At 61.2% G+C, this 24,138-nt stretch carries 20 protein-coding genes; 10 read left to right on the plus strand and 10 right to left on the minus strand.

Going from position 1 to position 24,138, the window contains the following annotated elements; genetic code table 11:
- The first annotated feature begins 36 nt into the window (after positions 1-36).
- The 3 genes from FHL16_RS13680 (at position 37) to FHL16_RS13690 (ending at position 3,576) form a co-directional block, all read left to right on the plus strand.
- Complete coding sequence (locus FHL16_RS13680; RefSeq protein WP_077748503.1) at positions 37-663, plus strand: glutathione S-transferase family protein; 627 nt, start codon at positions 37-39, stop codon at positions 661-663.
- A gap of 63 nt (positions 664-726) precedes the next feature.
- Positions 727-2,757: a 2Fe-2S iron-sulfur cluster-binding protein gene (locus FHL16_RS13685; protein WP_077748504.1), complete on the plus strand. Its 2,031-nt coding sequence runs from the start codon at positions 727-729 to the stop codon at positions 2,755-2,757.
- A 444-nt stretch (positions 2,758-3,201) separates the two neighbouring features.
- A complete protein-coding gene (locus tag FHL16_RS13690) occupies positions 3,202-3,576 on the plus strand; it encodes a DUF6124 family protein (protein WP_077748505.1) in 375 nt (124 codons plus the stop codon).
- 101 nt (positions 3,577-3,677) lie between these two features.
- On the opposite strand, the gene FHL16_RS13695 is transcribed toward FHL16_RS13690, so the two are convergent.
- From FHL16_RS13695 to FHL16_RS13730, 8 genes are read right to left on the minus strand one after another with little or no spacing between them, the layout of a single operon-like run.
- Complete coding sequence (locus tag FHL16_RS13695; protein ID WP_077748506.1) at positions 3,678-4,808, minus strand: glycosyltransferase family 4 protein; 1,131 nt, start codon at positions 4,806-4,808, stop codon at positions 3,678-3,680.
- The gene (locus tag FHL16_RS13700) at positions 4,809-5,939 is read right to left on the minus strand and encodes a glycosyltransferase family 4 protein (RefSeq protein ID WP_077748507.1); all 1,131 of its coding nucleotides are present in this window, start codon (positions 5,937-5,939) and stop codon (positions 4,809-4,811) included.
- The gene (locus FHL16_RS13705; RefSeq protein ID WP_077748508.1) at positions 5,923-7,290 is read right to left on the minus strand and encodes a glycosyltransferase family 4 protein; all 1,368 of its coding nucleotides are present in this window, start codon (positions 7,288-7,290) and stop codon (positions 5,923-5,925) included. The genes FHL16_RS13700 and FHL16_RS13705 overlap by 17 nt, the downstream gene beginning before the upstream one ends.
- A complete protein-coding gene (locus tag FHL16_RS13710) occupies positions 7,287-8,537 on the minus strand; it encodes an ABC transporter ATP-binding protein (protein WP_010465439.1) in 1,251 nt (416 codons plus the stop codon). Before FHL16_RS13710 ends, FHL16_RS13705 begins: the two co-directional genes overlap by 4 nt.
- Positions 8,537-9,334, minus strand: coding sequence for an ABC transporter permease (locus tag FHL16_RS13715; protein ID WP_077748509.1), 798 nt, complete (start codon positions 9,332-9,334; stop codon positions 8,537-8,539). Before FHL16_RS13715 ends, FHL16_RS13710 begins: the two co-directional genes overlap by 1 nt.
- The gene (locus FHL16_RS13720; RefSeq protein ID WP_077748510.1) at positions 9,335-10,777 is read right to left on the minus strand and encodes a mannose-1-phosphate guanylyltransferase/mannose-6-phosphate isomerase; all 1,443 of its coding nucleotides are present in this window, start codon (positions 10,775-10,777) and stop codon (positions 9,335-9,337) included.
- Between the two features lie 3 nt (positions 10,778-10,780).
- Positions 10,781-11,752 (minus strand): GDP-mannose 4,6-dehydratase, encoded by a 972-nt coding sequence (gmd, locus tag FHL16_RS13725; RefSeq protein ID WP_010465433.1) that lies wholly within the window; start codon positions 11,750-11,752, stop codon positions 10,781-10,783.
- On the minus strand, positions 11,749-12,663 hold the full coding sequence (locus tag FHL16_RS13730; RefSeq protein WP_077748511.1) for a GDP-mannose 4,6-dehydratase: 915 nt from the start codon (positions 12,661-12,663) through the stop codon (positions 11,749-11,751). Before FHL16_RS13730 ends, gmd begins: the two co-directional genes overlap by 4 nt.
- Positions 12,664-13,091: 428 nt before the next feature.
- Here FHL16_RS13730 and FHL16_RS13735 point away from each other — a divergent pair, with 428 nt between their 5' ends.
- From FHL16_RS13735 to FHL16_RS13760, 6 genes are all read left to right on the plus strand, one after another.
- A complete protein-coding gene (locus FHL16_RS13735; RefSeq protein WP_238706173.1) occupies positions 13,092-14,657 on the plus strand; it encodes a glycosyltransferase in 1,566 nt (521 codons plus the stop codon).
- Positions 14,651-15,949 carry a glycosyltransferase gene (locus FHL16_RS13740; protein WP_077748513.1) on the plus strand — a complete coding sequence of 433 codons (1,299 nt, stop codon included), beginning with the start codon at positions 14,651-14,653 and terminating at the stop codon, positions 15,947-15,949. The genes FHL16_RS13735 and FHL16_RS13740 overlap by 7 nt, the downstream gene beginning before the upstream one ends.
- Before the next feature lie 52 nt (positions 15,950-16,001).
- Positions 16,002-17,159, plus strand: a complete 1,158-nt coding sequence (locus FHL16_RS13745) for an acyltransferase family protein (RefSeq protein WP_077748514.1) — start codon at positions 16,002-16,004, stop codon at positions 17,157-17,159.
- Positions 17,153-17,980, plus strand: a complete 828-nt coding sequence (locus tag FHL16_RS13750) for a class I SAM-dependent methyltransferase (RefSeq protein ID WP_077748515.1) — start codon at positions 17,153-17,155, stop codon at positions 17,978-17,980. Before FHL16_RS13745 ends, FHL16_RS13750 begins: the two co-directional genes overlap by 7 nt.
- A gap of 114 nt (positions 17,981-18,094) precedes the next feature.
- A complete protein-coding gene (locus FHL16_RS13755) occupies positions 18,095-19,288 on the plus strand; it encodes a DUF3142 domain-containing protein (RefSeq protein WP_077748516.1) in 1,194 nt (397 codons plus the stop codon).
- Entirely contained in the window at positions 19,275-21,392 is a 2,118-nt protein-coding gene (locus tag FHL16_RS13760) for a hypothetical protein (protein ID WP_077748517.1), read from the plus strand. The genes FHL16_RS13755 and FHL16_RS13760 overlap by 14 nt, the downstream gene beginning before the upstream one ends.
- Before the next feature lie 3 nt (positions 21,393-21,395).
- Here FHL16_RS13760 and FHL16_RS13765 read toward each other — a convergent pair whose 3' ends face one another.
- A complete protein-coding gene (locus FHL16_RS13765; RefSeq protein ID WP_138739040.1) occupies positions 21,396-22,025 on the minus strand; it encodes a LysE family translocator in 630 nt (209 codons plus the stop codon).
- A 145-nt stretch (positions 22,026-22,170) separates the two neighbouring features.
- On the opposite strand from FHL16_RS13765, the gene FHL16_RS13770 reads away from it, so the two are divergent.
- Positions 22,171-22,644, plus strand: a complete 474-nt coding sequence (locus FHL16_RS13770; protein ID WP_010465412.1) for an Lrp/AsnC family transcriptional regulator — start codon at positions 22,171-22,173, stop codon at positions 22,642-22,644.
- Positions 22,645-22,714: 70 nt separating this feature from the next.
- On the opposite strand, the gene lpdA is transcribed toward FHL16_RS13770, so the two are convergent.
- Positions 22,715-24,115, minus strand: coding sequence for a dihydrolipoyl dehydrogenase (gene lpdA, locus FHL16_RS13775; RefSeq protein WP_077748519.1), 1,401 nt, complete (start codon positions 24,113-24,115; stop codon positions 22,715-22,717).
- Positions 24,116-24,138 lie beyond the last annotated feature (23 nt).

Below are 24,138 nucleotides of genomic sequence, written 5' to 3' on the forward strand. Positions count from 1 at the left end.
CTTTCCAATTGGCGCCTCCACCCAGCGGAGTCGACCATGCAAGCCATCAAACTCTACAACTTCCCACGCTCTGGCCATGCTCATCGTGTGGAGCTGATGCTGTCCCTGCTGCAACTGCCAACTGAACTGATCTTTGTCGATCTGGCCAAGGGCGCACACAAGCAGCCGGATTACCTGGCGCTCAATCGCTTTGGTCAGGTCCCGGTGATTGATGATCAAGGCGTGGTGCTGGCCGACTCCAACGCGATCTTGGTCTATCTGGCGCAGAAATATGGCAACGGTCGTTGGCTGCCCACCGATCCCGTCGGTGCGGCCAAGGTGCAGCGCTGGTTATCGGTCGCCGCCGGGCCGATTGCCTTTGGCCCGGCAAGAGCAAGGCTGATCACCGTGTTTGGTGCGCCTTACAACGCTGAAGAGGTGATCGCTTACGCCCACACCGTGCTCAAAGTGATCGATCAGGAACTGGCCGCCACCCCATACCTTGTCGGCAATGAGCCGACCATCGCCGACGTCGCGGCCTACAGCTACATCGCCCATGCGCCGGAAGGCAATGTGTCGCTGGACGACTACGCCAACATCCGCGCCTGGCTGGCGCGCGTCGAAGCCTTGCCAGGGTTTGTCGGCATGCCGCGCACCGTCGCCGGCCTGCAAAAAACAGCCTGATGCTCACGGCCCGATTCAGTCGGGCCGTTCTTGTTGCGCGATAAGCGCAGGGGAGAAGCCGTTATGGACCGTTCACCTTGGCACGCTGGCGAGAAACAGTTGCAGGCTCACGTAGGTGTAGCCGAGCGAATGGACACATTAGGTCGTAGGGTGATTCGCGGCGAGATGCCCGATCAGCACCGCCAGTTCTATCAGCAACTGCCGTTCATGCTGTACGGCGCGGTGGATGCTGACGGCAACCCTTGGGCCAGTGTTCTTGAAGGGCCGCCGGGTTTTGCTCATTCTCCAGCGCCTGCGCTGTTACAGTTCGACAGCCTGCCCGGCAGCGACGACCCCGCGCAATTGCAAGACGGCGCGGCGATCGGCCTGCTCGGTATCGAGTTGCACACCCGGCGTCGCAACCGTATGAATGGCCGGGTCGGTGCTGTGGCTTCGAGCGGCTTCGGGGTGACGGTGGAACAATCGTTCGGCAATTGCCCGCAATACATTCAATTGCGCCAGTTTCGCTCGGTGCCCCTGGCGGACCGGTCGACCCGTGTCGCGCAGCATCTCAACGCTCTGGATGACGCGGCCCAAGCCATGATCGCCGGGGCCGATACCTTCTTTGTCGCCAGTTATGTGGACGTCGACGGCCAACGTTCGGTGGATGTTTCTCATCGCGGTGGTCAGGCCGGTTTCGTACAGGTGGAAGGTAATCGCCTGACCATCCCGGACTTCGCCGGCAACCTGTTCTTCAACACCTTGGGCAACCTGCTGATCAATCCTCGAGCCGGTTTGCTGTTCATCGATTTCAATACGGGCGATCTGCTGCACCTCAGCGGCCGCGCGGACGTCATTCTCGAAGGCCCGCAGGTCGAGGCTTTTCAGGGGGCCGAGCGGCTCTGGACCTTTGAGGTAGAGCGCGTTGTGCGCCGGCCTGCGGCGCTGGCCTTGCGCTGGCGCTTTGACGGCGTGTCGCCCACCAGTTTGCTGACAGGCACCTGGGCGCAGGCAAATGCACGCCTGCAAGCCAAGGCCTTGGGCGATCACTGGCGGCCGTTGCGGGTGGCGCGCATCGAACAGGAAAGCCACAACATCCGTTCGATCTATCTGGAGCCCGCTGATGACGCCGGGTTGCCGGTGTTCCAGGCCGGGCAGCATTTGCCGCTGCGCTTCAATATTGCCGGCGATGTGCACATCCGCACGTACAGCCTGTCGAGCGCGCCGTCCGATGATTTTTTCCGCATCAGCGTGAAGCGTGAAGGCCTGGTGTCGTCGCACCTGCATGAGCAGATCCGGGTCGGCGATGTGCTGGAAGCCCGCGCGCCCCAAGGGCATTTCACCGTGGCGCCCCATGAGCGTCGGCCGCTGGTGCTGTTGGCGGCTGGCGTCGGCATCACGCCGCTGCTGTCGATGGTGCGCGAGGTGGTGTATCAAGGCCTGCGCACGCGGCGTATTCGTCCGACCTGGTTTTTCCAGAGTTCGCGGACCCTGGCCGATCAGCCGTTCCGCCCGGAACTGGACCGTTTGCTGGATGGCCTCGGTGACGCGGTGCGCGTGCGGCGGTTGCTCAGTCAGCCTGAGGCGGAGGCTCGCGAGGGTGAGGATTTCGACCTGACCGGGCGGATTGACGGCGACTTGCTCAAGACGATGCTTGAGGCGGAGGACTACGACCAAGTGGACTTTGTCCTCTGCGGCCCGGGCAGTTTTACCCAGGGGCTGTACGACACGCTGCGGGAACTGGACATTCGCGATTCGAGGATTCATGCCGAAACCTTTGGCCCGTCGACACTGCGTCGCACGCCAGACCCGGATGCGGTGGTCATCGAACAACCACCGGCCGCCACGGTTTCAGTGCCCGTTGTGTTCGAGCGCTCGGCCAAAGAAGCGCGCTGGCAGCCGGATGGCGGCAGTTTGCTGGAGTTGGCGGAAAGCCGCGGATTGCGTCCGGAATTCAGTTGCCGTGGGGGTTCCTGCGGGACCTGCAAGACGCGTCTGATCAGTGGCGCGGTGAATTATCCACAGCCTCCGGCGGAAGTGCCCGATGCGGGAGAGGTGCTGATTTGTTGCGCGGTGCCGGCGCAGGGGTCGCAGCCGTTGGTGCTGGACCTGTGACCCTTCGGGCTAACACAGAAAACCCGTGTGGGAGCGGGCCTGCACGCGAAAGCGGTGTATCAGCCAACTTCAATGTTGAATGTTAAACAGCCTTCGCGAGCAGGCTCGCTCCCACATTGGGCCGGGGTTGGCCTGAAAAATACTGCGAACGTCCTACAGGCTTGAGTGTTCGGGAGGACGATTCCGACACGTTCTAGCGGTTGTCGTGTCGGAAGTCGGGGGGATAGGCTTTGGAGGTCGCTGCACATCAGCGATCGGGCGTCGCAGTCCGTTCAGTTCATTTGGTGCATAATCGCCGGCCCGCTTGATGGCGGCTGTGCGCGGGATACCCTCGGGTATGCCGAGTTTCCGAATGGCTCGGTCTGCGACCCCGCGTACAGCTGCCTCCCTCACATCGCGTCGCAGCGATCAGTGGCAGCAAAACCCTTCATTCGGAGTGTCACCATGATTAAAGAAACACCAAATCCCCCGGAAACCGACGACGTTTCCCCCTACGAATCCATCGATTCCAAAAAGCTCAACGAAGCCGCCGAGCGGGCGCTGGATCACTACCTCAACCCCTCCGCCCTCAAATCCCCCGCGACCCGCAAGCCCAGCACGATGTTCATGATCGCGCCGGACATCAAAGACGAAGACCTGCTGGCCCACACCTGTGAATCCTTGGCCCAGGCCAATGTGATGGCGAGTGATTTTGCGGGGTACCTGGAGGGACCGCACCGGCACACGGCGATGGCGATTCAGCAGATCGTCATGCTGGCGGAGCTGGCGGTGAACCGGATGCTGGACAACGTGGCCGTAAACCCCGCGCCACACCGCTAAACCCCTGTAGGAGCGAGGCTTGCCCGCGAAGGCGGCGTGTCATTCAACATTGATGTCGACTGACACACCGCCTTCGCGGGCAAGCCTCGCTCCTACAGATTTCAGGCGTAGGACAGGGATTTCTCTTCCAGCAGTTCTTCGTACAACGCCGTCCACTTGCGGCCCATTTCATCGGCGGTGAATAACTGCCGATAACGCGCCTCAGCCTTCACGCCCATTGCTGCCGCACGCACCGGGTCTTCCCACAACGTGCGCATTGCTTCTCGGAACGCCTGTGGATTACTCGGTGGCACCACCAGCCCGGTTTCGTTGTGGATGTTGATGTAGCTGGTGCCAGTGCCGATTTCACTGGAGATCATCGGCTTGCCGTACATCGCGCCTTCGAGCAGCGAGATGCCGAACGCTTCCGAGCGTAGGTGCGACGGAAAGACGATGGCGTAGCTCAGTTGCAGTAACGCTGCTTTGTCTTCTTCCCCCAAACGCCCGAGGAAGTGAATGTTGCGCAAGCCCAAAGCCGCAGCCTGGGCGTGAAGCTCGGTTTCCAGAGGGCCGGCGCCGACAATCACCATCGGATAATCCAGGTCTTTCAAGGCGTCGAGCAGGATGTGCAAACCCTTGTAATAGCGCATCACGCCAACGAACAGGAAAAACTTATCCCCAAGTGTTTGCCGCCACCGGACCATGCGATCGCTGTCGGGCTGTGGATAACCTGCCTTGTTCAAACCATACGGGATCACTCGGGTCTTGTGCTGAAACTGTTGCAGGACCTCGCTGGTGTGGAAGTAGTTGGGCGACGCGGCGACGATCCGGTCGGCATTGGCCAGGAAGCGGTTCATCAATGGCCGGTAAAACTTGAGCAGGTGCTTCTGGCGAATGATGTCCGAGTGGTACGTCACCACGCTCGGCTTGTTCAGGCTGCTGGTGAAGTGCACCAGGTCCATGAATGGCCATGGGAAGTGGTAATTGACCACGTCAGCCTCGGCCGCCAACTCGCGAAACTGTTTGAAGACGCTCCAGGAAAACCCCGTGGAAGCAAACTGAATGTCGAGTTTGGCCCGGTGGACTTCGTGTTGTCCGAGTTGCATCACGGGTGGGGTCGGATCGGCACTGAGTGTCAGCACCTGGCTTTCAACGCCGTGCTGGGCACCGCTTTCGCACAATTGAAAGATGACTTGCTCGATACCGCCGACCGAGTCAGGCAGGTACGTCTTGAAAAAATGGAGTACTCGCATTCAACCTCCCATTGCCTGGCGGTAGGCGCTGGCCGTAATGCTGGCGCAGCGCTCCCAGGTAAACAGCCGTGCCTGTTGCAATCCGGCTTCCCGACAAGCCTGCCAATACGCTTGATCGTCGATCAGACGGGTCATTGCATCACGCAGGCCTTCCGGTTCGTCAGGTTCAATGTAATTGCCCGCAGCCCCCGCAACCTCTGGCATGGCCGAACGTCGAGCGAGGATCACCGGCGTGCCGCTGGCCATGGCTTCAAGAACCGGTAGACCAAAACCTTCGTAGAGCGACGGAAAAACAAGTGCCCGGGCACCGGCCAACAATTGCGCGATCTGTTCGTCAGGCAGATACCCGAGCAGGCACACATCCCCGGTGGCCAGGGCGGCGCGCAATTCATCACTGAATTGTTCGCCTTGCCAACCGGCCATGCCGGCGATCAGCAGTGGAAAACCCTGGCGCACGGCTTCCGGTAATAGGGCATGGGCGCGCAGGGCCAGCGTCAGGTTCTTGCGCGGCTCGAGGGTGCCAACACACAGGAAGTATTCCCGCGCCTCGACGCCGTGAGTCTTGAGCACCGCGTTAATGGCTTCAGGCTCCCGTGGGTGGAAACGTGCGGCCACGCCCAGCGGTGCGACGACAAAACGCTCGGCCGGCAGTGCGAAATACGCCTGGGCTTCGTCGGCAATGTACTGCGAGTCGGTAAGAATCAGACTCGCTCGCTGCACGCCGTCGGCCAGGCGCCGCTCGATTTCCCGCAGGCGCGAGGGGGGTTGCGTGTCGGGGTAGTGCAGGTGCGTCAGGTCATGCAGGGTGATGACCGTCGGGCCGTCGAACGACAGCGGCCACAGGCTCGGTTCGTGATAGAGGTCGATGGTTTTCGAGCGCCCTTGATCGAAGCGTTTCTGCTCCAGCCAGCGCCGGGCTTGATAAGCCCCCGGAATTTGTCGCAGCAACGGCGTCAGTCGCGAATAGCCGGGCATGGCGGCTTCTGGCAAGTCCGAGCTCCAGCCCCAACCGTGGAACAGTGCGAGTTCGACATCGGGCTCATCAGCAAGCGCGTTCGCCAGTTCGGCGACGTAATGGCCGATGCCGGTGCGCGGGGCTTGAAGGATCCGGGCGTTAAGGGCAATTCGCATGTTGCCTCTCTTGCACGACCGGCGCGTCTACCAGATTGCGCAGGGTGCGTTCAGCCAGTTGCGCACTGGCTTCACGCCAGCCGATCCACTGCCAGTCCGCCACGCTGCGAGCGGCCGGGAATTTCCCGGAGCGTTCGAAACCGGTGACCAGGTCCGCCAGGCTTTGCGGTTCGGCGAGGTCAAAGTACGCCATGAACTCGCCACCGATTTCGCGAAAGATCGGAATGTCGCTGCCCATGGCCGGCAAACCGCGCTGCATGGCTTCCACCAGTGGCAAGCCGAAGCCTTCAACCCACGACGGAAACACCAGCGCGCTAGCGTGGGAATAGGCGTGTTCGAGGCTGGTGTCGCTCAGGTCGTTGAACATGAACAGGCGTTGGTTCAGCTGTGGGTGGTTGCGCACGCGGGCGAGCAGGGCGTCGCACTTCCAGCCGATGCGCCCGGCGATGCACAGCCGGGCGTGCGAACCTGAGGCCCAGGCACGTTCGAACGCGTCGAGCAGGTAATCGTGGTTTTTACGCGGCTCGATGGTGCTGACCATCAAAAACACCGGCTCCGGTGTTTTGAACACGTGCGTCAGTCTCGGCTCGACGGCGGCGCAGGCTTCGCTCAGGTCCAGTTCGGAGCCGAGGTGAAAATAATCGAACCACAACGTATCGGCTTTGGCCGGACCCAGCCGACGCTGCAATTCCTCGCGTACCTGATCGCGCACGGTGGCGGAGATCGCCACGTAGCCGTCGGCGGTCTGGGTGATCCAGTTGAACCACTCGTTGAAAATCTGCACCAGCCGCGTGTCGTAGAACTGCGGGTGAGTCAGCGGGATGAGGTCGTAGATCACCGAAACGATGCCCACGCCTTCACGCTTGAGCTGTTCGGCAAACGGGAAGAAATCGCTGTGCCAGGAAGAATCCAGCAACACCAGTTGATCACCCGGCTGATGCTGCAATGGCGAGCACCGTTTGGGCAGTTGATATTGGTTGATGGCGTCGATCAGGCGCAAAGGAATGCTGAAGCAGGTGATCGCCGTGAGGCGGTAGGCCACGTGCAGCAGGCGCTTGACCACTCGCGAGTGACTGCGATTGTGCAAGCGTTGATGCAACTGCCAGAAACGATGAGCCAGCCGCTCCAGTCGCCCACCGAATGTCATCAGCCCATCAAAAAACGGGATGTTCAACGCACCGAGTTTGAGCACCCGATAGAGTTTGCCCTTGAGCATCACCACTGGAATGCACTCAACACCGTCGACGCTTGCCGGCAATTGATTGATGACGTTACGCACCACCCGCTGAATGCCCGAATTGACTTTGGGGTGCAGGAACACGTGGGTGCATTCCACCAGAAGGCGCGTCATGGCGTGCGCTCCGAAACAATCGAGTCGGAGCGGGTAATGGTGGTTTGCGCCGCCAGCCACGAGCAGCCGACGAAGTCTTCATGCCGGTTGTTGATCACATGGAACACCAGCCCGTAATCGCGCCATTCGTAGTTGCGATCCAGATGCGAGTCCAGCCGCGACAAGCTCAGGGACACGGAATAGTTGCCCTTGCCCAGGCCCATGACGAAGGAAAAACGGTACGTGTAACGCTCCCCGGCGTGCAGATCGGTCAGGGCCTTGTCCTGGCGATGGGTGTTGATGCCATACATCATTTGACCCAGGCGGTCCTTGAGGATGAAACCGAGCACCAATCGCTCGATGTCCTGGCGGACTTCGACCTGGACTTCCAGCACCACGCTCTGACCGACCTCGGCGGCGTCGATGGAACGTTCATTCTCGTCCAGCATCCGCACACTGAGGATGGCCGCTTCACCGGTGCCGGAAACGGTCTGGACTTCGCCGCCGGCGAGCATTTCCTGACGGACCACCTGGCCTTCACGCTCGGCCATCAGGGCGTTGTAGTAATCCAGGACCGCTTCGGGTTTGCCGTACATGGCCATGCGGCCGTCTTTGAGCAGGATCGCCGAATCGCAAATCGACTGGATGGCCGAGCGATCATGGGAAACGATCAGCAGGGTGGTGCCGGCCTTGCGGAAGCTGCGGATGCGTTCGAAGCTTTTGTGCTGGAAGTAGGCGTCGCCCACGGAGAGGGCTTCGTCGACGATCAGGATGTCCGGACGCTGTGCGGTGGCCACGCTGAACGCCAGGCGCATCTGCATGCCGCTGGAATAGGTTCGCACCGGATGGTCGATGGCTTCGCCGATTTCCGCGAAACTTTCGATCTGTGGCATCAGCGCTTCGATGTCATCGACCTGCATGCCCAGCAATTGCCCGGCCATGATTGCATTCTGTCGGCCGGTAAAGTCCGGGTGAAAGCCCATGCCCAGTTCCAGCAGGGCCGCCACCCGGCCTTCGAGCTCGATCTTGCCGCACGTCGGTTGGGTGGTGCCGGTGATCATCTTCAGCAAGGTGCTTTTGCCTGCGCCGTTGACCCCGACGATGCCCACCGCCTCACCGGGGGCAATCTCGAATTCGACGTCTTGCAGCACCCAGTGCTGGTGGTGGCGCAGGGGCGAAAACGGAATCAGCCACTCGGCCAGTCGGCTCCAGCGGGTCGGGTATTGCTTGTAGGCCTTGCCCAGGCCGGTGACGCGAATATGCCCCATCAGAGTTCATCCACCATTTCACCGACGCGCTGGCGAAACAGACGCAGCCCGATCAGACAGAACACAAAGCCCGTGACAAAAATCGGCAGCAGCGAACTCCAGACCGGCCATTGCCCATAAAGAAACATGTTTTGATAGCTGACGATCAGGTTGGTCAGGGGGTTGAGTTGCAGCAGGCGCTGCACCCAGTCCGGCAGGATGCTCATCGGGTAAACAATGGGCGTCAGCCAGAACCAGAATTGCAGGCAGATGCCGAAGAGTTGCCCGACATCCCGGAAGAAGACATTCAACACGCCGAGTATCATTCCCAGCCCGGCACAGAACATCATTTGCAACGCCATCAGCGGTATCAAGGCGAACAACGCCATTCCCGGCCAACGTCCGGTGATCAGCAGAAAGCCCAGGAACAGGGCCATGATGATTGCGAAGTTGATGCCCGCGTTAAACAGCACAATCACCGGCAGGCAGATCCGTGGGAAGCTGATTTTCTTCAGCAGGTTGGCGTTTTCCAGAAACATGTTCTGGCTGCGCAGGGTGATTTCCGCAAAGAGTCCCCAGGCGAGCAGGCCGGCACAGAGGTAAACGCTGTAGGCCATGCTGTCATCCACGCCGGGCAGGCGCGCGCGCATGATGTGGGAAAAAATCACGGTGTAGACGATGATCATCGACAGGGGGTTAAGCACCGGCCACAGAGCACCAAACAGCGAATTGCGATAACGCGCCTGAAACTCACGCTGGACGCTACCGAAGATAAACCCTCGATAACTACGCAGCGTGCGGTATAGGGAAAGCAGCATTCAAACCGTCCTGCCGTATTGGTCTTCGAAGCGAACGATATCGTCCTCTCCCAGGTATTCGCCGCTTTGCACTTCGATGATCACCAGGTCGATCACGCCCGGGTTTTCCAGGCGATGCTTGTGACCGGCGGCAATGAAGGTTGATTCGTTCTTGGCCACCAGATGGGTGCCGGCGCCGTTGTTGGTGACCTTGGCCATGCCTTCGACGACCACCCAGTGTTCGTTGCGGTGGTGGTGCATTTGCAGCGACAGCTTGGCGCCAGGCTTGACCACGATGCGCTTGATCTTGAAGCGCGGGCCTTCCTCGAGCACGGTGTAGGTGCCCCAGGGCCGGCTGACCGTGCGGTGCAGGCGATAGGCCTCGTGTTTTTTGTCCTTGAGCTGCTTGGCCACCCGGCGCACATCCTGTGCGCGATCGGCGTGGGCCACTAGCACCGCGTCGGCGGTGTCGATGATGATCAAGTTATCCACACCCACCGCGGCTACCAGCCGGTCTTCGCTCTGGACGAAGTTGTTGTGGCTGTCGACGAACACCGCGTCACCGCTGGCGCGGTTGTTTTGCGCATCCGCCGGCACCAGCGCGGCCACCGCGCCCCAGGAGCCGATGTCGCTCCAGTCAAAACCGGCGGGCACCACCACCACTTTGTCAGAGCGTTCCATCAAGGCGTAGTCGATGGAAATGTCGGTGATCTCGGCAAACAACGCCGGGGATAATTCCTGCTGCAGGCACCCGGCCGTTTCCACGGGGGCGCTTTGCGCCATGCAGGTTTGCGTCTGCTCCAGCAGCTCGGGGGCATGGATCTGCAATTCGGCCAGCACGGTCGTCACGGAGAAACAGAACATCCCCGAGTTCCACAGGAACTTGCCGCTTTCCAGGTAATGGGTGGCGGTTTGCAGATCCGGTTTTTCGACGAAACGCTGCACTTTGGCGGCGCCTTTTTCGTCCAGTGCCGCGCCGGTCTCGATGTAGCCGAAACCGGTCTCCGGGGCCGTCGGCACCACGCCGAACGTCACCAGGAAACCATCCTTGGCCAGTGCCACGGCGTGTTCGACCGCAGACTTCAAGGCGTTTTCGTTGAGGATCAAATGGTCGGCGGGCATCACCACCATGATCGCGTCATCGCCGTGCAGGGCTTGCAGTGACAGGGCGGCGGCGGCGATGGCCGGGGCCGTGTTGCGGCCTGTCGGCTCCAGCAGAAAGTGCCCGCGATGGCGACTGAGCTGCGCCTCCTGATAGTGATCCTTGCTCTGGAAGTAGTAGTCGCGGTTGGTCACCGTGACGATATCGCCCCAGCCATCAAGCAGACCGGCCGCTCGCCGATAGGTTTTGCCCAGCAACGACTGACCGTCGGGCAGGGTCATGAACGGCTTGGGATGGCCCTCGCGGGACACCGGCCACAAGCGAGTACCGGCACCGCCGGAGAGAATCACAGGAATCAGCATGGCCTACTCCTTGGCGACGCGTTTCATGTCCGCATCCATCATCATGCGGATCAAGGTATCCAGGTCTGTTTTTGGCTTCCAGCCCAATACGCGCTGAGCTTTGGCCGGGTTGCCGAGCAGCACTTCGACCTCGGCCGGGCGGAAGAACGCCGGGTCGATCTTCACGAAGTCGCGGTAGTTCAGGCCCACGTGATCGAAGGCGATGCGGCACATCTCGCGCACGGTGGTGGTCACGCCGGTAGCGACCACAAAATCGTCAGGCTTGTCCTGTTGCAGCATCAGCCACATGGCTTCGACGTAATCACCGGCAAACCCCCAGTCGCGTTTGGCGTCGATGTTGCCCAGCAGCAATTCCTGCTGTTTGCCCTGTTTGATGCGGGCGGCGGCGTCGGTCACTTTGCGGGTCACGAACTCGATGCCGCGCAGGGGCGATTCATGGTTGAACAGGATCCCGCTGCTGGCGTGCAGGTTGAAACTTTCGCGATAGTTCACGGTGATCCAGTGACCATACAGCTTGGCCACGCCGTAAGGGCTGCGCGGGTAGAACGGCGTGTTCTCGTCCTGCTGCTCGGCCTGGATCAGGCCAAACATTTCGCTGGTAGACGCCTGGTAAAAACGCGTGTGCGGACTGAACTGGCGGATCGCTTCGAGCAGGTGAGTCACGCCCAGCCCGTCAACGATGCCGGTGGTGACCGGTTGATCCCAGGAGGCCGCGACAAAGCTTTGCGCCGCCAGGTTGTAGATTTCGTCCGGAGCGGATTTGATCACCGCGCGCTGCACCGAGCAGGCATCGGCCATGTCACCGTCCAGGTAAACGATGTCCCCCTCGACTCCCATTTCACGCAAACGCCAGCGTGCATCGCTGCTGCGACGCGCCACCAGGCCGTGGACTTTATAACCCTTGTCGAGCAGCAGTTTGGCAAGATAGGCGCCGTCCTGGCCCGTGATCCCTGTGATCAGTGCACTTTTAGTCATTCTTGTCGTACTCGCATCTCCCAGTCGGACAGGATCGCCCGCAGGGATTGTTGTGTTGTGATTTCAGGCGTCCATCCTGTGGTCTGGGCGAGCTTGGCAGAGCTGCCACAAACGCGACGCTGATCCGCGCGGCGAAAACGCGCAGGATCCTGAATCAATTGCAGGTCGACCTGGGCGAGGTCCCCCAGTTGTTCGATCAGGCTGCGGATGCTCTGCTCGCGCCCCGAGCAAATGTTGTAGACCTGTCCCGGCGTACCCTTTTCCAGCAGCGCCAGATAGGCGGACACCACATCGCCCACGTCCAGGAAGTCACGAGTGACGTCAATGTCCCCGACTTCCAGTTGCGGGGCTTGCAGGCCTTGTTTGATACGGTTGATCTGGCGGGCGGCGCTGGCGATGACGAAGCTGTCTTTCTGGCCGGTGCCGATATGGTTGAACGGGCGGGCGACCACGACCGGCCAGCCTTCGCTCAGGCCCCATTGCAGGCTGAGGAACTCGGCCGACAGTTTGCTGACGGCATAGGGATTGCGCGGGCAGGGTGGCTGGTGTTCGGTAATGGGCAGGTCTGACTCGGTCACTTGCCCGTAGACGTCGCCGGAGCTGACGTACAGGAAGGTCCCGTTGAAGCCACGGGCCTTGAGTGCCTGAAGCAGGTTCAAGGTGCCGAGCAGGTTGATCGTCAGCGTGCGTGCCGGATCGCGGAAGGCTTCGGGAACGAAGGTCTGGCCGGCCAGGTGAATGACCGCGTCGGGCATGTCCGGCCAGAGGCCGTCGAGGGAGCCTGGCTCGCCGAGATCGTAGCGGGCGGCGACAGGCAGAAGCTCCCATTCCGAGGCATCAGCCTTCAGGCGGGTTTGGATGTGTTGTCCTACGAATCCACTGAGACCCGTAACGAACAGACGCTTTTTCAAACAGCGGCCCCTTGGTCGTGCATTTCGTCCATTCCCCACAGGCTTTATGGAGATGTCTGACAGACCGGGTGGATTCCTTGGTCGAAAGACAGGCGAAACGTTTGTTGTAGTTGTTTGGTAGCCAATCTGTGCCAATTGCGCGGCAATTTCAACAGGTCCCACCGTGACTGGTCAGTTCTCGTCAGCGAAGCCCGATTTATTCTCGCCGGGCGGTTCACGAATCCTCAGCGGATGTGTTTAGAATGCCCCTCGTCACGATTACCCAGGGTTCGGCCGGGTGGTATTCACACCCCGCGAAGCTGACCATTAAAACAAGAACGTAGACGGGCAAGAAGGCGCTGGACGACGACTGGCAAACGCCGGGTCGATCCGTGGCTTTGCCGTCATAGAGTGGGGCTGCCGGGATGGCGGTTTCATCGTGGGATGCCATGAACTTCATTCTTTACTCGGACGTCAACGACAGCTCCATCAGTCAGAGCCTCGGTCGTCCCGAATACAGTTATTACTTCGTGCTCAAGGCTTATCGCCCGGTGCTCGAAAGCCTCGGGCGGGTGCATGTGGTGTCCTCCACCGCCGAGGTCGATCCTCTCTATCGACAATTGCTGGCCACCGGCGAAGACAGCCTGTTCCTGTCGTTCACCCCGCCGCAGAAAACCCCGAACGATCTTGAATGCCCGACGATCTGCGTGGTGGCCTGGGAGTTCGACTCCATTCCCGATGAGCAATGGGATAACGACCCACGTCAGGACTGGACGCAGATGCTGGCACGCCAGGGCCGGGTCATCACGCTTTCCAGCCACACGGCCCGGGCGATTCGGCGGGCCATGGGCGAAGATTTCCCCGTGCTGGTGTTGCCCACGCCCTTGTGGGAGAACTTCGCGGCCATTCGCAGCCACCACGCCAGCGCGCCGGTGAATGCCGGTTCGACGCTGGAGATCAAAGGCTGCATCTTCGATACGCGCACGCTTGGGCTGTCTGCCGACGCGCTGATTCCCGTACCGCCGAGCGCCGAGGAACTGGCGGCGCTGGAGGCATTGAAGCCGCCGCCGTTGACGCTAAAACGTCGCTTCGTCATCGCTCGCCATTACCTGCACATGTGGCGTCGGGACATGGGCAAAACGCTGCCCGTCCCGGTGCATCGCACGCATTTTCTGAGCCAGTGGTATTGGGAAGGCATCCGCGATCTTCTTTCCGATACCGCTCATGCACGGCTCGCCGAGTATCTGCCGGCTATCGCTGGCCCGCAGACGATGGCCGTGCCCGAGCCTGCACCGCGGGATTGGCCGGACACCACTTCCCGGGTTGAAACCCAGGTGGACGGCGTGGTGTATGTCACGGTGTTCAACCCCCGTGACGGTCGCAAGAACTGGCATCAATTGATCACCGCATTCTGCTGGGCCTTTCGCGAAACGGATGATGCCACGCTGGTGCTGAAGACTACCCAGAGCGACCTGTCGTCCTACTACGACGAGCTGATGACCTTGCTCGCGCAACTCTCGCCGTTCGCCTGTCGGGTGGTGGTGATGCACGGTTACCTGGATGATCCGCAATACGCCCGGTTGTACGAAGCCGCCAGTTATTACGTCAACGCGTCGCGCTGCGAGGGGTTGTGCCTGCCGCTGATGGAGTTCATGGCCAGCGGTAAGCCGGTGATCGCCCCGGACCACACCGCCATGGAGGATTACATCGATGAGCGTGTGGCGTTTGTGGTCAAGTCCAGCGAAGAGCTGACCATCTGGCCACAAGACACCCGGATCATTTACCGGACCCTGCGTTATCGCCCGGACTGGGGCTCGCTGAAAACCGCCTACGAAAATAGCTACCGGACGGCCAAGGAGCAACCGCTGGAGTACCGGCGCATGTCGGGCGATGCGGTCGAGCGCATGCACGACTACTGCGCCTTCGCCCCGGTGCAGAAGCGCCTGGCGGATTTTTTCGGGCTGACGCCGCAGGCTTTGCCGGCAGCGGCCGTGACGGATAACGCCTCATGCTGATCATCATTCATTCGGAAACCAACCAGCACACCATCGCCCAGAACCTTGGCCGTTCGGAGTACAGCTATTACTTCGTGCTCAAGGAATACCGCCCGGTGCTGGAACGTCTGGGGCGTGTGGTGGAAGTCAGAGACCCGCAGACCGAAGTCGATGCCTTGTACCGCGACGCGCTGTCCCGAGGTGAAGACTGCGTGTTCCTGTCGTTCTCGCCGCCGCATTGCACGCCGGTGCACTTCGCCTGTCCGACCTTGCCGGTGTTTGCGTGGGAATTCAGCACCATTCCCAACGAACCCTTTGCGGGTGAGCCGAGCAATGATTGGCGCACGGTATTGCGTGCTTCAGGCGCGGCGATTACCCATTCCAGCTACACGGTAAACGCCGTGCGCGAGGCGATGGGCGCCGACTATTCGATCGTCGCGGTGCCGGCGCCGGTGTGGGATCGATTCTCGGCACGCGGCGCCCAGTTGCAACGTCAGCCACTGGCGAGTCAGGTGCGCCTGAAGATCAAAGGCCTGGTGGCCGACAGCCGCACCCTGGACTTGCGAGCCTTTGGGCCGGCGTCGTTACGCGAAGGCGAAGGTATCGATTTCGAAGCACCGCCCCGTGAACACGAACTGGTGCTCGACGGCGTGATCTACACCTCGGTGTTCAACCCGGGTGATGGGCGCAAGAATTGGGAAGACATGCTCAGTGCCTTCTGCGTGACGTTCCGCGAGGTGGATGACGCGACGCTGGTGCTCAAACTGACCCACCACGATGCCGAAGAAGCGCTGACCGACATCCTTCACCATTTGTACAAAAACCAGTCCTATCGCTGCCGCATCGTGCTGATCTACGGCTACCTCGCGGATTCGGACTACGAGCACCTGGTGCAGGCAACCCGCTTTGTGGTCAACACCTCTTACGGCGAAGGCCAGTGCCTGCCGCTGATGGAGTTCATGTCCTGCGGCAAACCGGCGGTCGCGCCACGCACCACGGCGATGATCGATTACCTGGATGCCGATAATGCGTTTCTGATCGACTCTACCGACGAGCTGACGGCCTGGCCCCACGACCCGCGCAGGGCGTTCCGAACCCTGCGTTACGTGACGAATTGGGAATCGTTGTGCCGCGCTTATCGGGCCAGCTATGACGTCGCCAAAAACGACGCCGAGCGTTACGCGCAGATGTCCGCGCATTCGGTGGCCAGCCTCGAAAAATTCTGCAGCCAGGCCACCGCCGAGCAACGACTGAAAGCCTTCTTCGCGCAGCTCCTTGAAACCCGCGTCGCTCCGGATACCCGCGAAGCATGATCCGCGCAGTGTTGAATGGGGTGGAAAACAGGGCAACGTCCAGGAGGACGGCATGAATAACGACAGACGGATCATGGACATCGAGTTGTTGCGCGGCATTGCGGTGCTCGGTGTGTTGTTTCATCACCTGCAAGACAGCCTGTTTGCGGCCCCGGTGCCGCTGTTGCAAGCCATCACCGCGTGGGGTCAGCCGTGGTGGGGCGTGGATCTGTTTTTCGCCATCTCCGGGTTTGTCATCGCGCGCAGCCTGATCCCGGCGTTGCAGGGTTGCAGCACCCGTCAGGAGTACTGGCAGCAGACGCGTAACTTCTGGCTGCGCCGGGCCTTTCGATTGCTGCCATCGGCGTGGTTGTGGCTGGCGCTGATGTTGCTGGGCTGCATTTTTCTCAATCGCTCCGGAGCGTTCGGCACGCTGCACGCCAACCTTCAGGCGACCCTGGCCGGGGTCGGGCAGTACGCGAACTTCCGCTTCGCCGACAGCTTTTATAACTATGAGTACGGCACCAGTTTCGTGTACTGGAGCCTGTCGCTGGAGGAGCAGTTCTACCTGTTGTTTCCGCTGCTGATTCTGATCTGCCGCAAGCACCTGGTCTGGGCCTTGCTGGCGCTGGTCGCGGTGCAGTTGTTCACGTTGCGCACACCGATCTTGATGGTGGTTCGCACCGATGCGCTGGCACTCGGCATCCTGTTGGCGATGTGGAGCGCGCAACCCTCGTATCTGCGCTGGGAGCCGACGTTCCTGCGCCGCCCATGGGCCGGGGTGACAGCATTGGTCGCGCTGTCGCTGGTGCTCAGTTTCATGGCGACGGATCGCTTAACGTTCACTCATTACCGCATCGGCACGATCGCGTTGTTGTGCGCGGTGCTGGTCTGGATCGCTTCCTACAATCGCGACTACCTGCTACCACGGGGCGTGTTGAAGAACCTGATGACGTGGGTCGGCAGTCGTTCCTACGGGATCTATCTGATCCACATACCGGCTTATTTGCTGGTGCGCGAATTCACGTTCCGCTTGCAGGGCGCCGGTCTGCCCAATCCCGGCGGCCATCCGATCCTGACACTGATGATTGCTGGCGGTTTGATCGCTTTGTTGAGCGAACTCAACTACCGCTTCATCGAAATGCCCATGCGTAACCGCGGTGCCTCGCTGGTCAAACGCCTGGGCACGTCCCGAACAGCCGCCCAAACCTCTGGAGCTACCTCATGCTGAGCCTTTTGAAGAAACTCACGGCGGGTACGCCCGTTCCCGTGGCGCCTGTGGCGGACACGGTCGAGAAGGTCGATCCGTACATGCTCGGCCTGCACGACGCGATGCTCAGCGGCTGGTTCAATCAGCAAACCGGCGAGCTGTTCACCGGGTTCCCGGTGACCGCCGAAGACACGCTACTGGACGTCGGCTGCGGTGACGGCGGTAACGTGCATTTCTGCGGCATGCGCGGGGCGAAGATCATCATCGCCGACATCGACGCGGCCAAGGTCGAAGCCACCCGACAGCGCCTGAGCGACACACCGGCGCGTGACATCGAATGCCACGTCACCGACTGCAACCCGCTGCCGATTGCCGATGCGACGGCCACTCGCGTGGTGTCCACCGAAGTCATCGAACACGTGGACGATCCGGCGCAGTTCCTTGCTGAACTGGTGCGTGTCGGCAAACCGGGCGCGTTGTATTTGCTCAGCGTCCCGCACCCAAGTTCCGAAGACCTGCAAAAAGACATCGCCGCGCCCGAGTATTTTCAGAAGCCCAACCACATTCGCATCATCAGCGAAGAGCAGTTCAAGGCGATGGTCAGCGACGCTGGCCTGGAAGTGCTCAGCCACAGCCAGTACGGGTTTTACTGGTCGATGTGGATGCTGTTGTTCTGGGAAGCCAAGGTCGATTTCAGCAATCCTGACCACCCGTTGCTCAACCACTGGGCCGACACCTGGCAGGCCATTCTGGCGTCGCCCCGTGGCGCGCAGATCAAACAGGCGCTGGACGCGGTCGTGGCGAAAAGTCAGGTGATCATTGCCCGCAAGCCCTTGGTGTAGCCACTCTCTGTAGCCGCTGCCTTGTGGTGAGAGGATAAATCCCCTCATCACAAAGGCTCGCTCCCACAGGTTTTGTGTACCCTGTAGCCCTGTGTTTCCAGGATCAGGGATTTCATGTTGTTAGTTCGTCTTTCTGTCCTGCTTGTTGCTCTGGCACTGCTCAACGGTTGCGAGCAAACAGACGCGCCGCCGCTCGATCAGCAACTCTACGTCTGGCAACGGCAATGGACGTCAGCCCATGACGCCGCCCTGCAAGACAGTCGCGCGGACTTTTCGACCTTGCGGGTGCTGGCCTTGCAGGCGTTTCCTCAGGCGGGCTGGAGCCGGGCGCGAGTCGATCCGGCGCTGCTCAAGCGCGATGGCCGACCGCTGATTGCGGTGATTCGCCTCGACGGCCAGCTCAAGTCGCTGGATCAGGACGACGTCACGACGCACATCCAGCAAGTGCTCAGCGAGTGGCAAGGGCAGGGGCTGACGCTCTCTGGCGTGGAAATCGACCACGACGCCGGTAGCGCCCGGCTACCGGCTTACCGCGAATTTCTTACTCACCTGCGCACGGCTTTACCCACCGCTTTGCCGTTAAGCATCACCGCATTGCCTGCCTGGCTCGACAGCCCTGAATTGCCGGCACTCTTGGCGACCGTCGACAGCAGCGTGTTGCAGGTGCATGCGGTGAGTGATCCGCGTCGTGGTCTGTTTGATCCGGAACAAGCCAGGAAATGGGTAAACGCCTGGAGCCTCATCACCTCAAAACCCTTTTACCTGGCGCTGCCCGCCTATGGCGTGGCCCTGTTGCCGGGCGCCAGCGGTGCGCCGGTCGTGGAAAGCGAAGTGCCTGTCGGGCGAGCCGGCCAACGCCGGGAATTGCTGGCGGATCCCTTGCAACTGAGCGCACTCGCCGCCGAGTTGCGCGCCGATCCACCGGCGCATCTGGCCGGTCTGATCTGGTTTCGTCTGCCGCTGGCGGGTGATCGTCGGGCCTGGAGCCTGAACACGCTGAGGGCCGTTGCTCGCGGAGATTCGCTCAATAGTCGGTTAAGTTTGAAACTCATCGCACAAGACGACCTCTATGACATCAGCGTCAGCAATCAAGGCAACCTCGACAACGCCTGGCCCGAACGCGTCACGCTGGCGGTTCGCGGCTGCGACGGTGCCGATGCGCTGGCCGGTTACGCATTGCAACAAAGCCCGGATCTGCTTACCTTCACCCGCCTGCGCGACGGCCGGATACCGGCCGGCGAGCAGCGCGCCATCGGTTGGGCTCGCTGCGCACACATTGATCAAGGAGGTTCGAATGTTCACCCGTAACTGGCCCCGCCATGTGCTTTGCCTGAGCCTCAGCCTGCCGCTGGGTTCGGCGTTGGCCTGCGGGCCGGACTTCCCGATGCGCTTGCTGGACAACCGCGCCCAGTCGCTGGCGGAGCTGCCGGAAGGCAACTTCCAGTTCGAGATCAATCGCCTTGGGCATGTGATCGCAGGGCTCAAGAACGTCGAGTCGTCCCCTTACGGCCTGGAGGCAACCGACTACGCCGAGCAGCGGGACAAGGCCGAACAGGCCGGGTTGACGGCGGAGCAGCAAGCCCTGGTCAAACAGTTGCGCGCGCTGACCGAGGCCCGTCAAGTCGAGACCCAGGGCGCGAGCCTGCCGGCCGAGCTTCGTTTCTATCTGGCGGGTGCGGTGGCGTTCAACGCTGGTGATCATGCGCTGGCCGCCGAGTACTTCCAGAAAGTGCTGGCGCTGCCGGCGGATCAACGCGCCTTGCGCAGCACCTGGGCCGCTTATTCATTGGGCCGGACGCTGTTTGCCCAGAGCGCCGAAGCAGACGCAGCGCCTGACCTGTTGGCACAGTCGCGCAAAGCCTTCGGGCAGGCCCGTCAGCTGAGCATCGACGGCTTCAGCGACCCGCTGGAACTCGGTGTCGCCAGCCTCGGCGAGGAGGCCCGCGTGGCACGCACCGCTGGCGACTGGAACAGCGCCATCAATCTGTACGCCACGCAAAATCGCCACGGTTCGGCGGTGGGTTACACCTCGCTGAAGCTGTTGATGGCGGATCTGCTGGCGATGCCTGAAGATCAGTTGACCGAGTTGCTCAAGGGCAAACCGGTGCAACAACTGGTGACGGCGTCGCTGATCAGTCGCCTGGGCTGGTCATTCGGTGATCAACCGCCGAATGAACTGAAGCTGATCAAACTCCTGCAAAGCAGCACCCGGGGCAGTCTGGACAACGCGGACCGACTGGCGGCGATGAATTATCAACAGGGCGATTACACCAGCGCCAAAGCGTTCCTTGAGCATGCCGGGGACGGCGGTCTGGCGTGGTGGTTGCGGGCGAAACTGGCGTTGCGTGAGGGTGACAAAAGCGCAGCGGCTGCGGCGTATGCCAAGGCGGCCCAGGCCTTCCCGCAGAACGAGTCGTGGGGCGAGCGACGCACGCCTGACTATGATTTCGAAAGCCTGCAACCCAAGTGCCGGGTCGAGGGTGAAAGCGCGATCCTGGCGCTGCAACGCGGGGATTACCTGCAAGCGTTCGATCAGCTTTATCGCAGCCAAAGTATCTATTGGTTCGATGCCGCGACCGTTGCCGAGCGCGTGCTGACCGTCGATGAGCTCAAGCATTACGTTGACACCCAGGTGCCGGCGCCGCCAGCGCTCAGCCAGCAGGATCGCGACAACTACGTGCCGTTGCCGGTGGCGGCGCAACTGCGCAATCTGCTCGGGCGTCGATTACTGCGTGAAGAGCGCTACGACGAGGCGCTGGTGTATTTCGACAACCCCGATCTACAGAAAAAGGCCCGGTTGTATGCGCAACAGCGTCAGCTCGCTGATTCAGCGTGGTGGCCGACCAAGCGTGCGTCTGCTCTGTTCAACGCAGCCTGGACGGCACGCGAGTGGGGCATGGACATTCTGGGTTATGAAATGGCCCCGGACTACGCCACGTTTGGCGGCAATTACAGCCTGGAGACGACTGAGCTGAAGGTCGGTCCCTTGGTGGCCGAAGGTGAAGTCCAGCGCCAGCAAGCCAGTGCCGCGAAGCCCGACGAGCGCTACCACTATCGATTCATCGCCACGGCTTTGGCCAACCGCGCCGCCGATAACCTGCCTCACACCAGCCAGGCTTTTGCTGCCGTGTTGTGTTCGGCGGCAGGGTGGAACAGCAGCCTTCAAGACCAAAGTGCGCTGTACCAGCGCTATGTCAAAGAAGGGCCCTACGTGGATTGGGCGGTGGATTTCGGCCACCAGTGCCCGTATCCCGACTTCGAGAATGCCAGCAAACGATATGTAACCCAGGCGACTGACGCCGCCCGTTCGGCGCTGCGGCCGTACAAGTGGCCATTGCAGATCGGTGGTGTTATCGCGGTGATGGCCGCGGCGCTGGTATTGATCAACCGTCGGCGCCGTAAAGCCCAGTAAGGCTCATGCCTGTTGAACAAAGGTCAGCCGCACCGCGAAGCCGATCAACAGGCTGCCGAACACCCATTGTTGCAGGCGCTGGGCCGAGGGGCTACGTTGCAGCCAGCGGCCCAGCGCGGCGCCGGTCAAGGCATAGGCGCTGTCGAACAGCAAACCGACGCCGACCAGCAGCATGCCCAATACCGCAAATTGCGCGAGCACCGGTCCGGCGTGAGGGTTGATGAACTGGGGCAATAACACTGAGCAAAACAGCAACGCCTTGGGGTTGAGCAGGTTGGTCAGCAAGCCGCGCTGGATGGAGGCCCGCCAGCATGGTTTTTCGCCGGTTGCGTCTGCGCCATTCAGGTTCGGCAACATCGTGGTTCGCAGGCACTGAATGCCGATCCACAACAGGTAGGCGGCTCCCGCCAGGCGCACCACGTCGAAGGTCCACGGCGCAGCCTTGAACAGCGCCGCCAGCCCCAGCGCGGCTAGCGCCACATGACATCCACGAGCAATGCCCAGACCCACCGCCGTTGCCAACGCCGCGCCTTTGCCCTGACGAGCGCCGGTTTGCAGGAGCAGAATCATGTCCGGGCCGGGCAACAGATACACCACTGCCAGCGCCATGAAAAACAGCCAGAGTCCTTCCACGTTGCACCCCATTCGTTGTTGATTCGGTAGCGCCAGTCTAGGGTTGAAGGGTAGGGCAGGTGCTTGCGAAGTCAGCTTCTAAACGCTGGGTAATTGGCATAACCTGCCACTTTGTGACGATCAAACCATCAGGATCTGCCAAGCCATGAAGCTGGACGCCTACGACCGCAAGATTCTCGCCGCCCTGCAACGGGACGGGCGCCTGAGCAATGTGCAATTGGCCGACGAGATCGGTTTGTCCGCTTCCCCCTGTTTGCGTCGGGTGCGGATGCTGGAGGAGGCCGGCGTGATTCGCGGCTATCAGGCCAACCTTGATCGTGACGAAGTGGGACTTGGGCTGACGGTGTTTGTCGGGGTCAAGGTTGAGCGCCACAACGATGAGCAGGCCGAAGCCTTTCGCCTGGCCGTCACCGCACTGCCGGAGGTGATTTCGGCATTCCTGGTGTCAGGGGAATCGGATTTTCTGCTGCAAGTGGTGGTGCCGGATCTACGTGGGTATGACCGCTTTCTCACCGAGCGCCTGCTGAAATTGCCGGGTGTAAGTGATATCCGCAGCAACTTTGCGATTCACACGGTGAAGACGCCGGGGGCGTTGCCGTTGGGGCATTTGCCGCTTTAGACCGAGCAGGATCGATCCCACGCGGACGGTTCGACGCCTCGACGTGGGAACGATCATCTGGCAGGCGGGCTCACATCTGCGTCGCCATCCCCTCCACATTCATCGCCGCCTGACGCAACGCCTCGGACCGCGTCGGATGCGGATGGCACGTCAGCGCGATGTCCTCCGCCGAAGCGCTGAACTCCATCGCCACACAATACTCACCAATCATTTCGCTGACGCTCGGTCCGACCAGGTGCACGCCGAGAATCTCGTCGGTGCGCTCATCGGCCAGCACTTTGGCGAAGCCTTCGGTTTCGTGGTTGATCTTCGCCCGGCTGTTGGCGGTGAAGGGGAATTTGCCGACTTTGTACGCGCGACCTTCTGCCTTGAGCTGCTCTTCAGTCTTGCCGACGCTGGCCAGTTCAGGCTTGGTGTAAATGACATTGGGGATCAAGTCATAGTTGACCTCGCCCGCCTTGCCGACGATTTGCTCGATGCACACCATGCCTTCATCTTCGGCCTTGTGGGCGAGCATCGGCCCGGACGTGACATCGCCGATCACCCACACGCCCGCAGCGTCGGTGCGATGGCCCTTGTTCGCGAGCATGCCGCGTTTGTCGGTGGTGAGGCCGACGTTTTCCAGACCCAAACCCTCGGTGTAAGGCCGACGGCCGATGGACACCAGCACGTAATCGGCCTCAATCGTCTCGGCAGTGCCGCCCGCCGCCGGCTCCACGCTGAGCTGAACGCCGTTTGCGGACGGGGTGGCGCTGGTCACTTTTGAGCTCAACTTGAAGCTGATGCCCTGTTTGCTCAGCGAGCGCTGCAGGGTTTTGCCCGCCTCAGCATCCACACCGGGGCAGATCCGGTCGAGAAATTCGATCACGGTCACCTGGGCGCCCAGGCGGCGCCACACTGAACCCAGTTCCAGGCCGATCACGCCGGCGCCGATCACTACCAAGTGCTTCGGCACTTCGGCCAGCGACAGCGCGCCAGTGGAATCGAGGATGCGTTCGTTATCGATCTGGACGCCGGGCAGGGGAGTGGGCTCGGAGCCGGTGGCGATGACGATGTCCTTGGCACTCAGTTCGGTCTTGCCACCTTGGTTGTCGGTCACCGTCACTTTGCCCGGCCCGTCGATGTGGCCCCAACCTTTGATCCAATCGACTTTGTTTTTGCGAAACAGAAATTCGATGCCCTTGGTCAACCCGGTCACGCTTTCATCTTTCTGCTTCATCATCTGGGCGAGGTTGAGAGTGGGTTTGACCTCGATCCCCAGGTTGGCGAATTCCGTTCCCATGGCGGCGTCGTAGAGTTCCGAGGCATGCAGGAGTGCCTTGGAGGGCATGCAGCCGACATTCAGGCAGGTTCCGCCGAGGGTCGCCCGACCTTCCACGCACGCTACTTTCAGGCCCAGTTGGCCCGCGCGGATCGCTGCGTTGTAACCGCCGGGGCCACCGCCCAGTATCACGACGTCATAAGTGCTCATGGATGTACTCCTGGACTGAAAGG

The organism is Pseudomonas sp. FSL W5-0299 (genome assembly GCF_005930655.1).
GTDB lineage: Bacteria > Pseudomonadota > Gammaproteobacteria > Pseudomonadales > Pseudomonadaceae > Aquipseudomonas > Aquipseudomonas mandelii.

Coding starts and splice junctions, on each gene's coding strand:
- FHL16_RS13680 (WP_077748503.1), top strand. CDS start 37: ATGCAAGCCATCAAACTCTACAACTTCCCACGCTCTGGCCATGCTCAT.
- FHL16_RS13685 (WP_077748504.1), top strand. CDS start 727: ATGGACCGTTCACCTTGGCACGCTGGCGAGAAACAGTTGCAGGCTCAC.
- FHL16_RS13690 (WP_077748505.1), top strand. CDS start 3,202: ATGATTAAAGAAACACCAAATCCCCCGGAAACCGACGACGTTTCCCCC.
- FHL16_RS13695 (WP_077748506.1), bottom strand. CDS start 4,808: ATGCGAGTACTCCATTTTTTCAAGACGTACCTGCCTGACTCGGTCGGC.
- FHL16_RS13700 (WP_077748507.1), bottom strand. CDS start 5,939: ATGCGAATTGCCCTTAACGCCCGGATCCTTCAAGCCCCGCGCACCGGC.
- FHL16_RS13705 (WP_077748508.1), bottom strand. CDS start 7,290: ATGACGCGCCTTCTGGTGGAATGCACCCACGTGTTCCTGCACCCCAAA.
- FHL16_RS13710 (WP_010465439.1), bottom strand. CDS start 8,537: ATGGGGCATATTCGCGTCACCGGCCTGGGCAAGGCCTACAAGCAATAC.
- FHL16_RS13715 (WP_077748509.1), bottom strand. CDS start 9,334: ATGCTGCTTTCCCTATACCGCACGCTGCGTAGTTATCGAGGGTTTATC.
- FHL16_RS13720 (WP_077748510.1), bottom strand. CDS start 10,777: ATGCTGATTCCTGTGATTCTCTCCGGCGGTGCCGGTACTCGCTTGTGG.
- gmd (WP_010465433.1), bottom strand. CDS start 11,752: ATGACTAAAAGTGCACTGATCACAGGGATCACGGGCCAGGACGGCGCC.
- FHL16_RS13735 (WP_238706173.1), top strand. CDS start 13,092: ATGAACTTCATTCTTTACTCGGACGTCAACGACAGCTCCATCAGTCAG.
- FHL16_RS13740 (WP_077748513.1), top strand. CDS start 14,651: ATGCTGATCATCATTCATTCGGAAACCAACCAGCACACCATCGCCCAG.
- FHL16_RS13745 (WP_077748514.1), top strand. CDS start 16,002: ATGAATAACGACAGACGGATCATGGACATCGAGTTGTTGCGCGGCATT.
- FHL16_RS13750 (WP_077748515.1), top strand. CDS start 17,153: ATGCTGAGCCTTTTGAAGAAACTCACGGCGGGTACGCCCGTTCCCGTG.
- FHL16_RS13755 (WP_077748516.1), top strand. CDS start 18,095: ATGTTGTTAGTTCGTCTTTCTGTCCTGCTTGTTGCTCTGGCACTGCTC.
- FHL16_RS13760 (WP_077748517.1), top strand. CDS start 19,275: ATGTTCACCCGTAACTGGCCCCGCCATGTGCTTTGCCTGAGCCTCAGC.
- FHL16_RS13770 (WP_010465412.1), top strand. CDS start 22,171: ATGAAGCTGGACGCCTACGACCGCAAGATTCTCGCCGCCCTGCAACGG.
- lpdA (WP_077748519.1), bottom strand. CDS start 24,115: ATGAGCACTTATGACGTCGTGATACTGGGCGGTGGCCCCGGCGGTTAC.